This window comes from Microbacterium sp. SORGH_AS_0862, from assembly GCF_030818795.1.
GTDB lineage: Bacteria > Actinomycetota > Actinomycetes > Actinomycetales > Microbacteriaceae > Microbacterium.
The window spans coordinates 3,428,147-3,441,638 of the sequence record NZ_JAUTAY010000001.1 but is presented as its reverse complement, the minus strand read 5'-3'; the positions used below and the strand labels follow the sequence as shown (position 1 = coordinate 3,441,638).

Here is a 13,492-nt window from a genome sequence, read left to right as displayed (position 1 = left end):
GGATCGATTGAGACCCACTCCAGGAGCGTCCTTTGACTGATCTGACCCCGGCAGCCGTCGCCTACCCCGCAGACGGATTCGCCCTCTTCCCCGACCGCTCCGTCATCGCGTTGCGCGTGAACGGCGAACTGAAGGACCTGGCGACGACGGTCGCCGAGACCGACGTCGTCGAGCCGGTCACGATCTCTTCCGAGGACGGCCTGGCCATCCTTCGGCACTCCACCGCGCACGTGCTCGCACAGGCGGTGCAGCGCATCAAGCCGCAGACGAACCTCGGCATCGGCCCGCCGGTCACCGACGGCTTCTACTACGACTTCGGCACCGACACGCCTTTCACGCCGGAGGACGTCAAGGCCATCAAGAAGGAGATGGAGCGGATCGTCCGCGAGAACCAGCGCTTCGTGCGTCGGGTCGTGACCGATGACGAGGCGCGCGCGGAACTGGCCGACGAGCCCTTCAAACTCGAGTTGATCGGTCTGAAGGGCGGCAAGAAGGAAGCGGCCGAGGGAGCGTCGGTAGAGGTCGGCGCGGGCGAGCTCACGATCTACGACAACGTGAACCGCGACGGCGAGACGGTCTGGAAGGACCTCTGCCGCGGGCCGCACGTGTCGAGCACGCGCGTCATCGGCAACGGCTGGGATCTGCAGCGCATCGCCGGCGCGTACTGGCGCGGCAGCGAGAAGAACCCGCAACTGCAGCGCATCTACGGCACCGCGTGGGCGACCAAGGACGACCTGCGCGCCTACCAGCATCGACTGGAGGAGGCGGCCAAACGCGATCACCGCAAGCTCGGCAAGGAGCTGGACCTATTCTCGTTCCCCGACGAGATCGGCTCCGGCCTCAGCGTCTGGCACCCGAAGGGCGGCATCGTCCGCGGCGAGATGGAACAGCATGCCCGACGTCGGCACGTCGAAGGCGGCTACACGTACGTCTACACCCCGCACATCTCCAAGGAAGACCTGTTCATCACCTCCAACCACCTGGTGACCTATCGGGAGGGCATGTTCCCGCCCATCACCATGGATGAGGAGCGCGACGCGGAGGGCAACGTCACCAAAGTCGGCCAGGAGTACTACCTCAAGCCGATGAACTGCCCGATGCACATCCTCATCTACAAGGAACGCGGCCGCAGCTACCGCGACCTGCCGATGCGTCTCGCCGAGAACGGAACCGTCTACCGCAACGAGCTCTCGGGCGCGCTGCACGGGCTCACCCGCGTGCGTGGGTTCACCCAGGACGACTCGCACCTGTTCGTCACGCCCGAGCAGCTCGAGTCCGAGGCGACCCGCGTGCTGGAGTTCGTCATCTCGATGCTTCGCGACTTCGGCCTCGAGGACTTCGAGCTCGAGCTGTCCATGCGCGATGACGAGAAGTCGAAGTGGATCGGATCGGACGAGTTCTGGGACTACTCGACGAACGCGCTGCGCAACGTCGCCATGGCGAGCGGTCTGAAGCTCACCGAGGTGCCGGGTGAGGCCGCCTTCTACGGTCCGAAGATCGATCTCAAGACCCGGGACGCCATCGGCCGCACCTGGCAGCTGTCGACCGTGCAGGTCGACCCGAACCTTCCCGAGCGCTTCGGCCTCGAGTACACCGGCCCCGACGGTGAGAAGCACCGCCCGATCATGATCCACCGGGCGCTGTTCGGCTCGATCGAGCGCTTCTTCGCCATCCTGCTCGAGCACTACGCCGGGGCTTTCCCGGTGTGGCTCTCGCCGGTGCAGGTCGTCGGCATCCCGGTCGCCGAGCAGTTCGCGGACTACCTCGACGGCATCGTCGAGCGCCTCAAGGTGTCCGGCGTCCGCGCGGAGGTCGATCACTCCGATGACCGGATGCAGAAGAAGATCCGCACGCACACGACGCAGAAGGTTCCGATCCAGTTGATCGCGGGGGAGCAGGACCGCAGCGCCGGCACCGTCTCCTTCCGCTTCCGTGACGGGACGCAGACGAACGGGATTCCCGTAGATGACGCGATCGCGATGATCCAACGGGCGATCGCCGAGAAGACACTCGTCAACACCGCGGAGGACCTCGCGTGACGACCGAGCCGGAGCAGACGGATGCGGCGCTGATCGCCGCATCCGATCTGCCCGGCGTGCCGGATGAGTTCCAGCGGCTGTGGACTCCGCACCGCATGGCCTACATCCAGGCGGGTCCCGAGCCGCACTCCGAGCGGTGCCCGTTCTGCGCCGCGCCCCACAAGAGCGACGAGGACGGACTCATCGTTCATCGCGGGGTTCGCGCGTACGTCCTGCTGAATCTGTTCCCGTACAACTCCGGCCATCTCCTGGTGTGCCCGTACCGCCACATCCCCACGTACGATCAGGCGGATGCGGACGAGGTCGCGGAGATCGGTGCGCTCACCCAGACCGCGATGCGCGTGTTGCGCGAGACGTCCCGGTGCGACGGGTTCAACATCGGCATGAACCAGGGCGCCGTCGCCGGTGCGGGGGTCGCGGGCCATCTTCACCAGCACGTCGTCCCGCGATGGGCGACCGACGCGAACTTCTTCCCGATCATCGCGCGCACGAAGGCGCTGCCGCAGCTGCTCGGCGACGTGCGCCGCTCGCTCGCGGACGCATGGCCGCTCTGAGCGTTCTCCACAAGCCCCCGATACGAGCAACGACCTGCCGATAGCGTGTCGGGCATCGTTCCACGAGCCCGGGGGTCTCTCATGCGCACACGTTCCGTCCGACTCGTCGCGCCGATGCTGCTGCTTGCGCTGGTGCCGTTGGCGGGGTGCCAGTTCACCCCGCTGCCCGCATCCAGCGAACCGGGCGAAGCGCTCGCTCCCTCGGACGAACCCACGGGGAGCGCCGGCGAATCGGGATCCGACGACCTGATCGACGGCGACGTCTTCGCCGAGCGCGATGCCTTCTTCGAAGCTCAGCAGCAGATCCCCGGCGACCCGATGCTCACGCCGAAGACCCCCGAGCAGCAGGAGTTCATCTCCCAGCAGCGGGCCTACACCGAGTCGCAGGGAGGCACGTGGTCGCCGGAGATCGAGAGCATCACCCTCGCTCTCGCGCTGGACGCCTGTGAGACCTCGATCCTCAACGGTCACGATGTCGGCCAAGACCTGTATGCCACGCACGTGGCGACGTCGCCGCTGATCTCCGCACTCACGAACGGCGATCCGACGGCGGAGCGCAACGTCACCAGCATCATGGTGTTCGGAACGGGATTCCTGTGCCCGGCCGACGCTCCGCAGTGGGAGAGCGCCTTCCGTGCCGCCACGGGCGGCTGAGTCGGCTCAGCGCACCTGACGAACGGCGAACTGCAGGCGGGGGTGCGCGTAAGCCTCCTGCGACTCGACCAGCTGCAGCTCGCGTTCGCCCGAGCGGTGCGTCGCCTCCAGCAGGTCGAAGACGCTGGACGCGGTGCGCGCGAGGGCATCCGCAGCATCGCCGCTGCGCGTGTAGTGCGCGGTGAAGAGGGCGGCGGTCACATCGCCGGATCCGTTCGCCTTCATGGGCAGCAGGGGGGTCGTCACGATCCAGGCGCCCCGGGGGGTGACGGCCATCATCTCGATCGTGCCCTCCTCGCGGTCGGGGCGCTCGACGCTCGTGACCAGTACCGTGCCCGGTCCCATCGCGCGGGCGGCATCCGCCGAAGCGAGCGTCTCCTCGATCGTGTGCGGATCGGTGCCCGTGAGAAAGCCGAGCTCGAATTGATTCGGCGTGATGATGTCCGCCACCGGAACGACCTTCTCGCGGAGGAGCTCGGGGATGGCGGGAGCGACGAAACAGCCGGACCTGGCGTTGCCCATCACCGGATCGCACGCGTAGACCGCGCTCGGGTTGGCGGCCTTCACGCGGGCCACCGCGTCGACGATCACGTCGGCGATCCCCTCGGAGCCCTGGTACCCGGACAGGATCACGTCGATCTTGTCGAAGACGCCGCGCTCCTCGATTCCCGTGATCACATCGCGCACGTCGTCCGGTGCGATGAGCGGTCCCCGCCAGGCGCCGTACCCGGTGTGGTTCGAGAAGTTCACGGTGTACACAGGCAGAACCTCGACACCGATGCGCTGCAGGGGGAAGACCGCAGCGGAGTTGCCGACGTGACCGTAGGCGACGGCGGACTGGATCGAAAGTACCTTCACAGCGGAGTCATCCCATCTTCGAGGTGGCGGCGACCGCATCCACGGCCGCGACGAGGTCCGTGATGAGCCGATCGGCGTCATCGTCGGAGAGATCATGCACCGTCAGGCGCAGGTAGTGCGTGGCGCGCGCGTCGGCGAGCACGAACTCGTCGCCGGGGCGTGCGAGCCAGCCGCGGCGCATGAGCTGCTCGGCGACGGCGCGAGCGGGTACGCCGAGGGGGACCCACAGGTTCAGTCCGTCGCCCGACTCGACGGCGAGGCCGTGGTCCCGAGCCCGTTCGGCGAAGACGCCGTTGCGGTCTGCGTAGTGCCGTCCTGTCGCCCGAATCGCGCTCTGCACGGTGTCGTCGGCGAGCAGGGCGATCGCGAGCCGCTGCAGGAGATGGCTGACCCAGGTGGTCCCGGGACTGAGTCGCAGCGCGAGACGATCCGCGGTCTCGGGATCTGAGGCAGCGACGGCCAGGCACATATCGGGTCCCAGGAACTTCGACACCGACCGCACGAGCGCCCACCGTCGGTGGCTCTCGCCGATGATCGAGTGGTACGGCTGCGGCGACAGAAGCGAGAAATGGTCGTCCTCGATGATGAGGACGTACGGATGGTTCTCGAGCACCGCGCGCAGCTTGGCGGCGCGGCGTGCACTCAGACTCGCGCCGGTCGGGTTCTGGGCGCGTGGCGTGCAGACGATCGCGCGGACGCCGGCGGCGAGAGCAGCGCGAAGCCCGTCGACCGTCATCCCCTCGGCGTCCACGGGAACAGGAACGGCGCGATAGCCGCCGAGGCGCACGGTGTGGATGCTGGCAAGGAAGCAGGGGTCTTCGAGAGCGACGGCATCGTCTCTGGTCAGCGCCTGCGCGAGCAGGCGCTCCACGGCATCGACCGCCCCGCTGGTGATCGTCAACCGCACCGTCGACGGCGCGAGATCGGCGCGCACCCAATCCCGGGCCCACGACTCGAGATCGGGGTCGATGACGGGTTCGCCGTAGAGGACCGGGCGCCGGGCGATGCGCGTCAGCGCGGGAAGGGCCTTCGGGATGCGGTCCGGATCGGGATTGCCGGTGCCCACATCGCGCAGCACAGTGCCGGCGGCGAAGCCCTCTTGCGCGACCGGTGCCGCCTCGGCCACGAGCGTGCCGCCGCGCCCGCGGGTGACGACGATACCGGCCTGGGTGAGGAGCCGATATGCCGCCGCGACCGTGTTGCGATTGACGTCCAACGACTCGGCGAGCGCCCGGACGGGCGGGAGCGACTGGCCGGGAGCGAGTTCGCCGCGCTCGACGAGTGCGCGAATGCTGTCGGCGATCTCCGCGGCGGAGGAGCCGCGGATCTCGGAGCGGGTGTCAGACAGAGACATCGGGGACAGCCTACGCCGTAGGACATGCTACGTTCTGGCCTAGGACAAAGCGTCGCATGCGGCGGCGTCGACGAAGGAGCACCCGATGACCGATTCCCTCACCGGTTCCACGCGCGTCAAGCGCGGACTCGCCGAGATGCTGAAAGGCGGCGTGATCATGGACGTGGTCACCGCCGAGCAGGCGCGTATCGCGGAGGATGCGGGCGCCGTGGCCGTCATGGCCCTCGAGCGCGTCCCCGCCGACATCCGTGCGCAGGGCGGAGTGGCACGGATGAGCGATCCCGACCTGATCGACGAGATCATCGCCGCGGTGTCGATCCCGGTCATGGCGAAGGCGCGGATCGGCCATGTCGTGGAGGCGCAGGTCCTGCAGGGTCTCGGTGTGGACTACGTCGACGAGTCCGAGGTGCTCTCGCCGGCGGACTACGTCAACCACATCGACAAGTGGGGCTTCACCGTTCCGTTCGTGTGCGGCGCGACGAACCTCGGTGAGGCGCTGCGGCGCATCACCGAGGGCGCGGCGATGATCCGTTCCAAGGGGGAGGCGGGCACGGGCGACGTCTCCGAAGCCACGAAGCACATCCGCACGATCCGCGGTGAGATCGCGGTCCTCGGCGCGAAGAGCGCCGATGAGCTCTACGTCGCGGCCAAGGAACTCCAGGCGCCGTACGAACTCGTGGCAGAGGTCGCCCGCACCGGCACGCTGCCGGTCGTCCTGTTCACGGCCGGCGGCGTCGCGACGCCGGCGGATGCCGCATTCATGATGCAACTGGGCGCCGACGGCGTGTTCGTGGGCTCCGGGATCTTCAAGTCCGGCAACCCCGCCCAGCGCGCAGCGGCCATTGTGAAGGCGACCACGTTCTTCGACGATCCCGCGGTCATCGCCGAAGCCTCGCGCGGACTCGGTGAGGCGATGGTCGGCATCAACGTGGCAGACCTCCCGGCCCCGCATCGCCTCGCCGACCGTGGCTGGTGACGCACCGCGCATCGGGGTCCTCGCGCTCCAGGGCGACGTGCGCGAGCACGTGCGCATCCTCCGGCTGCTGGGCGCACAGACGCGGCCGGTTCGCCGGCCCGCGGAACTCGCCGAGGTCGACGGCCTGGTGATCCCGGGCGGTGAGTCGAGCGTGATCGACAAGCTGAGCCGGGCGTTCGGGATGCGTGACCCCCTGCGCCGTGCGATCGCCGAGGGGCTCCCGGTCTACGGCACGTGCGCCGGTCTCATCCTCCTCGCCGACGAGGTTCTCGACGGCCTCGCCGGGCAGCAGAGCTTCGGCGGTCTCGATGTGGCCGTGCGGCGCAACGCCTTCGGCTCGCAGCTCGACTCGTTCGAGAGCGACCTGCGGGTCGACGCGTTCGGCGGGCCGCCGGTCAAGGCCGTCTTCATCCGTGCGCCCGTGGTCGAGCGGGTCGGTACGGGCGTCGAGATCCTCGCGGCCCTCGACGACGGGCGCGTGGTCGCGGTGGAGCAGGGCAACCTCCTGGGAACCTCGTTCCACCCCGAGGTCTCGGGCGAGACACGGTTCCACGAACGCCTTCTCGAGCGGGTCCGCGCGCGGCTGAACTAAGATCGACGCTGGACTTTCCAGCCGCTGAACACGGGAGACTCATGTCCGGTCACTCCAAATGGGCCACCACGAAGCACAAGAAGGCCGTCGTCGACGCGCGCCGTGCGAAGTCGTGGGCGAAGCTCATCAAGAACATCGAGGTCGCCGCGAAGCTGGGCGGCGCCGATCTGGCGGGCAACCCGACGCTCTTCGATGCGGTCCTCAAGGCGAAGAAGACCTCGGTGCCCAAGGACAACATCGATCGCGCCATCAAGCGCGGAGCCGGGATCGGCGGCGAGTCGGTCGAGTACTCCTCGATCATGTACGAGGGCTACGGGCCCAACGGCGTCGCTCTCATGATCGAGTGTCTGACCGACAACAAGAACCGCGCCGCTGCCGAGGTCCGCACGGCACTGTCCCGCAACGGCGGCACCCTGGCCGACCCCGGGTCGGTCGCGTACAACTTCACGCGCAAGGGCGTCATCGTCGTGTCCGAGGAGGGCACGAGCGAGGACGACGTCATGATGGCCGCGCTCGAGGCGGGCGCGGAGGAGATCGAGCCGCATGCGCAGGGCTTCGAGGTGATCACGGAGGCCTCCGACCTCGTGTCCGTCCGCACCGCGCTCACCGACGCGGGCATCGAGTACGAGTCGGCCGATGTCGAGTTCGTGCCGAACCTCAAGGTCGAGGTCGACGCCGAGACGGCGCGGAAGGTCTTCCGCCTGATCGACGCGCTCGAAGACAGTGACGACGTGCAGAACGTCTTCAGCAACTTCGATCTGACGCCCGAGGTGCAGGCGGAGCTCGAAGCCGACGAGTGAGCGTCCTCCGTCACGGGCGCGTCGGGTGCCCGGCACGTCCCGGGGCGCGTAGCGTGGCGGGGTGGCTTCCTCTCTGCGCGTGCTCGGTGTCGACCCGGGTCTGACGCGCTGCGGCGTGGGCATCGTGGACGTCGCTGCCGACCGTCGCGCGAGTCTCGTGCATGTCGGGGTGATCCGCTCGTCACCCGAGCTGCCGATCGCCGAACGGCTGCATCTGATCGCGCAGGGGCTTCGCGACGCCGTGCGGGAGCATCGCCCCGAGGTGGTCGCCGTCGAGCGGGTGTTCGCCCAGCAGAACCGCAGCACCGTGATGGGGACGGCGCAGGCCAGCGGTATCGCGTTGCTCGTCGCGGCCGAGCACGGTCTGCGAACGGCGACTCACACACCGAGCGAGGTCAAGGCCGCGATCACCGGCTACGGGTCCGCCGAGAAGCTGCAGGTGCAGACGATGGTGGCCAGGGTCCTCCGACTGGACGCGCTCCCTCAGCCGGCGGATGCCGCGGACGCGCTCGCGCTCGCGCTGTGCCATGCGTGGCGCGGCGGCGGTGCCGGGGGAGCGGCGGTCACGGATGCGGCCCTCACTCCGGCGCAGCGTGCATGGCGAGCGGCGGAGAAGGCACGACGCTGAGCGTGTCGAATCGAACAAAGGTGCGAAGCGGGATAAGCTCACAGCCATGATCGCCTCGCTCCGCGGCTCCGTCGTGCACGCATCCTCCGACGGCCTCGTCCTCGAGGTCGCCGGCGTCGGCTACAGCGTCGCGGTGACCCCGGACGTCTCGCGCACGGTGCGCCTGGGCGACGAGATCCTGCTGCACACGCACATGATCGTCCGTGAGGACGCCCTCTCGCTCGTGGGCTTTCGCACGCGAGAGGAGCTGGCGGTGTTCGCGGCGCTGATCGCCGTGTCCGGGGTCGGTCCGAAGTCCGCGCTCGGTGTGCTGGCCGAGCTCAGCATCGACCAGATCGCGCAGGCGGTGGCAGATGAGGCCGATGGTCCCTTCCGCAAGGTCTCCGGCATCGGACCCAAGACGGCCAAGCTGATCGTGGTGCAGCTCGCCGGCAAGCTGGCGCCGCCCACCGCATCCGCCACCGGCTCCTCGGCGGCGTCCACCGATCTCGTCGATCAGCTCGCACAGGCGCTCGTCGGCCTGGGCTGGTCCGAGCGCGTCGCCGCAGAAACGGCAGCGGTCGTGGTCGCCGACGCGCCCGAGGAGCGGACGGTCGCGGCACTCTTGCGCAGGGCCCTCGCGGCGCTGGGCCCGGCTCGCGGGGAGGCTGTGCGTGGATGAGCTGAGGGATGCGGGTACCCCCGCGGACGAGAGCGAACTCGCCATCGAGGGGGCGTTGCGCCCCGACTCCCTCGCCGACTTCGTCGGGCAGCAGAAGGTACGGGGGCAGCTGCAGCTGCTGCTCGACGCGGCGCGCATCCAACAGCGCCCGCCCGACCACATCCTGCTCTCGGGACCGCCCGGGCTGGGCAAGACGACGCTCGCCATGATCGTGGCGCATGAGAGCGGCCGTGCGCTGCGCATGTCGAGCGGGCCTGCCATCCAGCATGCCGGCGATCTTGCGGCCCTGCTGTCGTCGCTCACGCCCGGCGAGGTGCTGTTCATCGACGAGATCCACCGCATGGCGCGCTCGGCGGAGGAGATGCTCTACCTCGCGATGGAGGACTTCCGGATCGACATCATGGTCGGGAAGGGCGCCGGTGCCACGAGCATCCCCCTCGATCTCGCCCCCTTCACCCTGGTGGGAGCCACCACGCGGTCCGGGCTGCTGCCCAACCCGCTGCGTGACCGCTTCGGCTTCACCGCGCACCTCGAGTACTACGAGCCCGAGGAACTCGAACGGGTCATCGCCCGCTCGAGCTCGATGCTCGGCGTCGAGCTGCCCACCCCGGCACGCTCCGAGATCGCCCGCCGCTCGCGCGGGACCCCGCGCATCGCGAACCGATTGCTGCGGAGAGTGCGCGACTACCTCATCGTCTACGCCGACGGTGGATCGGGCAGCCTCGCGAGCGTGGATGCTGCGCTCGAGCTGTACGACGTCGACCCGATCGGCCTCGACCGGCTCGACCGGGCCGTGCTGGACGCGCTCATCCGACGCTTCCGCGGCGGTCCCGTCGGTCTGAACACCCTGGCTGTCGCGGTCGGCGAGGAAGCAGACACGATCGAATCGGTCGTCGAGCCCTACCTGGTCCGGATCGGCTTCATGGGGCGCACGCCCCGGGGGCGCGTGGCGACTCCGGAGGCCTACGGACACCTGGGCGTGCCGCATCCGACCGGAGCGCTGCGCCTGGATGACCTATAATCGCTGAAGGCTTTCGCCGCAACTGACTCGACCAGCGCTGGACCCGGTTCGCGCTGCCCCGGAAAGGGCCCCTCCACTTCATGGACTTCGCGACCTTCTTCGCCAACTACGGTCTGATCATCCTGCTGGTGATCCTCCTGATCTTCATGTTCTGGAGCTCGCGTCGCCGCATGCAGAAGGCGAAGGCCGAGCAGGAGCAGAAGGCCCGCCAGACGGTTCCCGGCGCCGAGGTGCTGTTGCAGGGCGGCCTGTACGGAACGATCGTCGAGTTCGACGCCGACAACCTCGACCAGCCGGCACTCATCGAGATCGCCCCCGGTGTCGAGATCAAGGTGCACAGCCAGGCCATCCTTCGTGTCGTCGACCCCGTCGAGGGCGTCGTGACCGAGGACGAGTTCATCGAGGCCGAGGCGAGCGAGGCGGAGTACATCGCCGGCGTCGCCGACGGCGACATCACCTCGATCAGCGACGACCACAAGTACTCGTCGCACAGCGACGAGGTCGAGAACGACAAGAAGGACAAGCCCGAGGCCTGACACCTCCGTCCCTTCCTGCACGAGAAAGCTGATCGTCCGTGGCGACATCCACTCCCGTCCGTCACGCCTGGCGCGCCCTCATCGGGCTCCTCGCGGTGACCGCTGTGCTCTTCGGCGTGAACGCCCTGGGCGTCTACGTCTTCAAGACCTCCGCCGGAGCTCCCGCGAGCTCCTGGTCTCCTGAACTCGCTCTGGATCTTCAGGGCGGCACGCAGATCATCCTCGCGGCGCAGACCGCCGACGGCGCTGCTCCGAGCGGCGACCAGATGACGCAGGCCGTCACGATCATCCGCCAGCGCGTCGACGCCTCCGGCGTCGGCGAGGCCGACGTCACGACCGAGGGCGGACGCAACGTGGTCGTCCAGATCCCGGGCGAGGCCGACGAGGAGACGCGTCAGCGTATCCAGGACTCGGCGCAGCTGCAGCTGCGCCCCGTGCTCGTCGAGTCGGGCGAGGTCAGCGGCAGCTTCATCGGTCAGGACGGAACGGCCACGCCGTATCCGACGCCCGATCCCTCGCTCGAGGCGACGCCGACCGCGTCGCCGACCAACGGCAGCGACGTGAGCTGGATCACCCCGAAGCTGCAGGCGGAGTTCCAGGCGTACGACTGCGCCAACCCGACGAACGATCCGGCGAACGCTCCCGACGCCGATCCGTTGATCACCTGCTCGACGGACGGCACGGCCAAGTACATCCTCGGCCCGGTCGAGATCAAGGGCGACGACGTCGCGGACGCGAGCTCGGGGGTCGTCCAGACCAACGGTCAGTGGGCGGTCAACCTCGTCTTCAACGCAGAAGGCACCGACAAGTTCACCGAGATCAGCCAGCGGCTCTACCCGCTCCAGCGACCGCTCAATCAGTTCGCGTTCGTGCTCGACGGAACTGTGCTCTCGGCTCCGTCGATGAACGGCATCATCACCGACGGCAAGCCGCAGATCACGGGCTCCTTCACGCAGGAGAGCGCGAAGACGCTCGCTGACCAGCTCAAGTACGGCGCGCTGCCCTTGAGCTTCACGGTGCAGAGCTCCGACACGATCTCGGCCACCCTCGGTTCTCAGCAGCTGATGATCGGCCTGATCGCCGGCCTCATCGGTCTGGCTCTCGTGGCGGTGTACTCGTTGACCGTCTACCGAGCACTCGGCACGGTGATCATGGCCTCGCTCGTGGTCATGGGTGTCCTGACCTACATCACGCTCTGCATCCTCGCCTGGCGCATGGGCTACCGCCTGTCGCTGGCAGGCGTCGCGGGTGTCATCGTGTCGATCGGGTTCACGGCCGACTCGTTCATCATCTACTTCGAGCGCATCCGCGACGAGTTGCGCGACGGCAAGTCGATCACCGCCGCCGTCGAGGACGGCTGGAGCCGCGCCAAGCGCACGATCTACATCTCGAAGTCGATCAACGTGCTCGCCGCGGTCGTGCTGTACATCCTCGCCGACGCGACCGTGAAGGGCTTCGCGTTCACGCTGGGCCTCACGACCGTGATCGACGTGCTCATCTTCATCCTGTTCACCCACCCCGTGATGCAGCTGCTGGCGCGCACCCGGTTCTTCGGCTCCGGCCACCCGCTGTCCAGTCTCGACCCGACGGCGCTCGGCGCTGTCTACCGCGGTCGCGCGCAGTTCCGTGCTCCCGTGGTCCAGACCGGCCGCGTGGCCCGCTCACGCGGTGAGGCGGAGCGTCGTCAGACCATCGCCGAGCGTAAGCGCGCTGCGCAGCAGGGGGATGCCGGCTCCACATCCGCGGACGAAACCGTGTCCCAGTCGAAGGGCGGTCGCAGCTGATGCGCTCGATGTCCCAGGTCGGTAACGACCTCTACACCGGCAAGACGTCGTTCCCGTTCGTCGGACGCCGCCGGCTCTGGTTCCTGATCGGAGCCCTGCTCGTCATCGCCTCCGCGCTGGTGCCGCTGTTTCGTCCGATCGAGTTCTCGATCGAGTTCACCGGCGGGTCCCAGTTCACGATCAACGAGTTGTCGAACCCCGACCAGGCCATTGCGACGACTGCCGTGCAGTCGGTCGTCCCGAACGCCGAGACACGCGTCACGACGGTCGGTTCAGACTCTGTCCGAGTACAGACCGACCAGATGTCCAACGACGAGACGCAGCGCGTCTCCGAGGCCCTCGCGGAGGCATACCAGGTGCCCGCCGCGGATGTCACCTCGTCCTTCATCGGCCCGAGCTGGGGCGAGGGAGTGACGCGGCAGTCCCTGTGGGGCCTGGCCATCTTCCTCACGCTGACATTCGTGATCCTGGCGCTGTACTTCCGCACCTGGAAGATGTCCGCGGCCGCGATCATCGGCGTCGTCGATGTGCTCATCGTCACGATCGGCATCTACGCGGTGTTCGGCTTCGCGATCTCTCCCGCCGCCGTGATCGGATTCCTCACGATCCTCGCGTACTCGCTCTACGACATCACCGTCGTCTTCGACAAGATCCGAGAGAACACGAGGGACGACGGGGAGATCTCTGCCCGCACCTTCGGCGAGTCGGTGAACCTGGCGGTCAACCAGACCCTCATCCGCTCGATCAACACGACTGTCGTCGCCATCCTGCCGACCGGGGCCATCCTGTTCATCGGCGCGTTCTGGCTCGGAGCGCAGACCCTGACGGACATCTCGCTGTCGATCTTCGTGGGAACCATCGTGGCGGCGTACTCGACGCTGTTCCTCGCGGCTCCGCTGTACAGCCTCTTCCGAGAGGGCGAGGCGAAGGTCAAAGCGAGCGACGCGCGAGTGCTCTCGGCGCGCGAGCGCGCGGTCGTCGAAGCCTGAGCGGATCGCACACGCGTAAGATGATCCGACCGGGCGAAGGGTGGTG

The 13,492-nt window shown here is 68.2% G+C and carries 14 protein-coding genes; 12 read left to right on the top strand and 2 right to left on the bottom strand.

Going from position 1 to position 13,492, the window contains the following annotated elements; translation table 11 throughout:
- The first annotated feature begins 32 nt into the window (after window positions 1–32).
- The 3 genes from thrS (at window position 33) to QE377_RS16950 (ending at window position 3,247) form a co-directional block, all read left to right on the top strand.
- Window positions 33–2,039, top strand: coding sequence for a threonine--tRNA ligase (thrS, locus tag QE377_RS16960; protein WP_307325667.1), 2,007 nt, complete (start codon window positions 33–35; stop codon window positions 2,037–2,039).
- Window positions 2,036–2,593 (top strand): HIT domain-containing protein, encoded by a 558-nt coding sequence (locus tag QE377_RS16955; RefSeq protein WP_307325665.1) that lies wholly within the window; start codon window positions 2,036–2,038, stop codon window positions 2,591–2,593. The genes thrS and QE377_RS16955 overlap by 4 nt, the downstream gene beginning before the upstream one ends.
- An 81-nt stretch (window positions 2,594–2,674) precedes the next feature.
- Window positions 2,675–3,247, top strand: a complete 573-nt coding sequence (locus tag QE377_RS16950) for a hypothetical protein (protein ID WP_307325661.1) — start codon at window positions 2,675–2,677, stop codon at window positions 3,245–3,247.
- Window positions 3,248–3,253: 6 nt separating this feature from the next.
- Here QE377_RS16950 and pdxY read toward each other — a convergent pair whose 3' ends face one another.
- Together pdxY and QE377_RS16940 are read right to left on the bottom strand one after the other, a co-directional pair.
- Complete coding sequence (gene pdxY / locus QE377_RS16945; protein WP_307325658.1) at window positions 3,254–4,105, bottom strand: pyridoxal kinase PdxY; 852 nt, start codon at window positions 4,103–4,105, stop codon at window positions 3,254–3,256.
- A gap of 7 nt (window positions 4,106–4,112) precedes the next feature.
- Window positions 4,113–5,459 (bottom strand): aminotransferase class I/II-fold pyridoxal phosphate-dependent enzyme, encoded by a 1,347-nt coding sequence (locus QE377_RS16940; protein WP_307325656.1) that lies wholly within the window; start codon window positions 5,457–5,459, stop codon window positions 4,113–4,115.
- A gap of 85 nt (window positions 5,460–5,544) precedes the next feature.
- Here QE377_RS16940 and pdxS point away from each other — a divergent pair, with 85 nt between their 5' ends.
- From pdxS to secF, 9 genes are all read left to right on the top strand, one after another.
- Complete coding sequence (gene pdxS, locus QE377_RS16935) at window positions 5,545–6,435, top strand: pyridoxal 5'-phosphate synthase lyase subunit PdxS (protein WP_307325653.1); 891 nt, start codon at window positions 5,545–5,547, stop codon at window positions 6,433–6,435.
- Window positions 6,425–7,027 (top strand): pyridoxal 5'-phosphate synthase glutaminase subunit PdxT, encoded by a 603-nt coding sequence (gene pdxT, locus QE377_RS16930; RefSeq protein ID WP_307325650.1) that lies wholly within the window; start codon window positions 6,425–6,427, stop codon window positions 7,025–7,027. The genes pdxS and pdxT overlap by 11 nt, the downstream gene beginning before the upstream one ends.
- A gap of 41 nt (window positions 7,028–7,068) precedes the next feature.
- Window positions 7,069–7,827: a YebC/PmpR family DNA-binding transcriptional regulator gene (locus tag QE377_RS16925; RefSeq protein ID WP_234072908.1), complete on the top strand. Its 759-nt coding sequence runs from the start codon at window positions 7,069–7,071 to the stop codon at window positions 7,825–7,827.
- A gap of 61 nt (window positions 7,828–7,888) precedes the next feature.
- Entirely contained in the window at window positions 7,889–8,455 is a 567-nt protein-coding gene (ruvC, locus tag QE377_RS16920) for a crossover junction endodeoxyribonuclease RuvC (protein WP_307325647.1), read from the top strand.
- Window positions 8,456–8,501: 46 nt separating this feature from the next.
- The gene (ruvA, locus tag QE377_RS16915; RefSeq protein WP_307325644.1) at window positions 8,502–9,116 is read left to right on the top strand and encodes a Holliday junction branch migration protein RuvA; all 615 of its coding nucleotides are present in this window, start codon (window positions 8,502–8,504) and stop codon (window positions 9,114–9,116) included.
- Window positions 9,109–10,137 carry a Holliday junction branch migration DNA helicase RuvB gene (gene ruvB, locus QE377_RS16910; RefSeq protein ID WP_307325642.1) on the top strand — a complete coding sequence of 343 codons (1,029 nt, stop codon included), beginning with the start codon at window positions 9,109–9,111 and terminating at the stop codon, window positions 10,135–10,137. Before ruvA ends, ruvB begins: the two co-directional genes overlap by 8 nt.
- A gap of 80 nt (window positions 10,138–10,217) precedes the next feature.
- Window positions 10,218–10,673, top strand: coding sequence for a preprotein translocase subunit YajC (gene yajC, locus QE377_RS16905; RefSeq protein ID WP_307325639.1), 456 nt, complete (start codon window positions 10,218–10,220; stop codon window positions 10,671–10,673).
- Window positions 10,674–10,711: 38 nt separating this feature from the next.
- Complete coding sequence (gene secD, locus QE377_RS16900) at window positions 10,712–12,457, top strand: protein translocase subunit SecD (protein ID WP_307325635.1); 1,746 nt, start codon at window positions 10,712–10,714, stop codon at window positions 12,455–12,457.
- Window positions 12,457–13,446 (top strand): protein translocase subunit SecF, encoded by a 990-nt coding sequence (gene secF, locus QE377_RS16895; protein ID WP_307325632.1) that lies wholly within the window; start codon window positions 12,457–12,459, stop codon window positions 13,444–13,446. Before secD ends, secF begins: the two co-directional genes overlap by 1 nt.
- The last annotated feature ends 46 nt before the right edge of the window (window positions 13,447–13,492 follow it).

Coding starts and splice junctions, on each gene's coding strand:
- QE377_RS16940 (WP_307325656.1), bottom strand. CDS start 5,459: ATGTCTCTGTCTGACACCCGCTCCGAGATCCGCGGCTCCTCCGCCGCG.
- secF (WP_307325632.1), top strand. CDS start 12,457: ATGCGCTCGATGTCCCAGGTCGGTAACGACCTCTACACCGGCAAGACG.
- QE377_RS16950 (WP_307325661.1), top strand. CDS start 2,675: ATGCGCACACGTTCCGTCCGACTCGTCGCGCCGATGCTGCTGCTTGCG.
- pdxS (WP_307325653.1), top strand. CDS start 5,545: ATGACCGATTCCCTCACCGGTTCCACGCGCGTCAAGCGCGGACTCGCC.
- ruvA (WP_307325644.1), top strand. CDS start 8,502: ATGATCGCCTCGCTCCGCGGCTCCGTCGTGCACGCATCCTCCGACGGC.
- QE377_RS16925 (WP_234072908.1), top strand. CDS start 7,069: ATGTCCGGTCACTCCAAATGGGCCACCACGAAGCACAAGAAGGCCGTC.
- yajC (WP_307325639.1), top strand. CDS start 10,218: ATGGACTTCGCGACCTTCTTCGCCAACTACGGTCTGATCATCCTGCTG.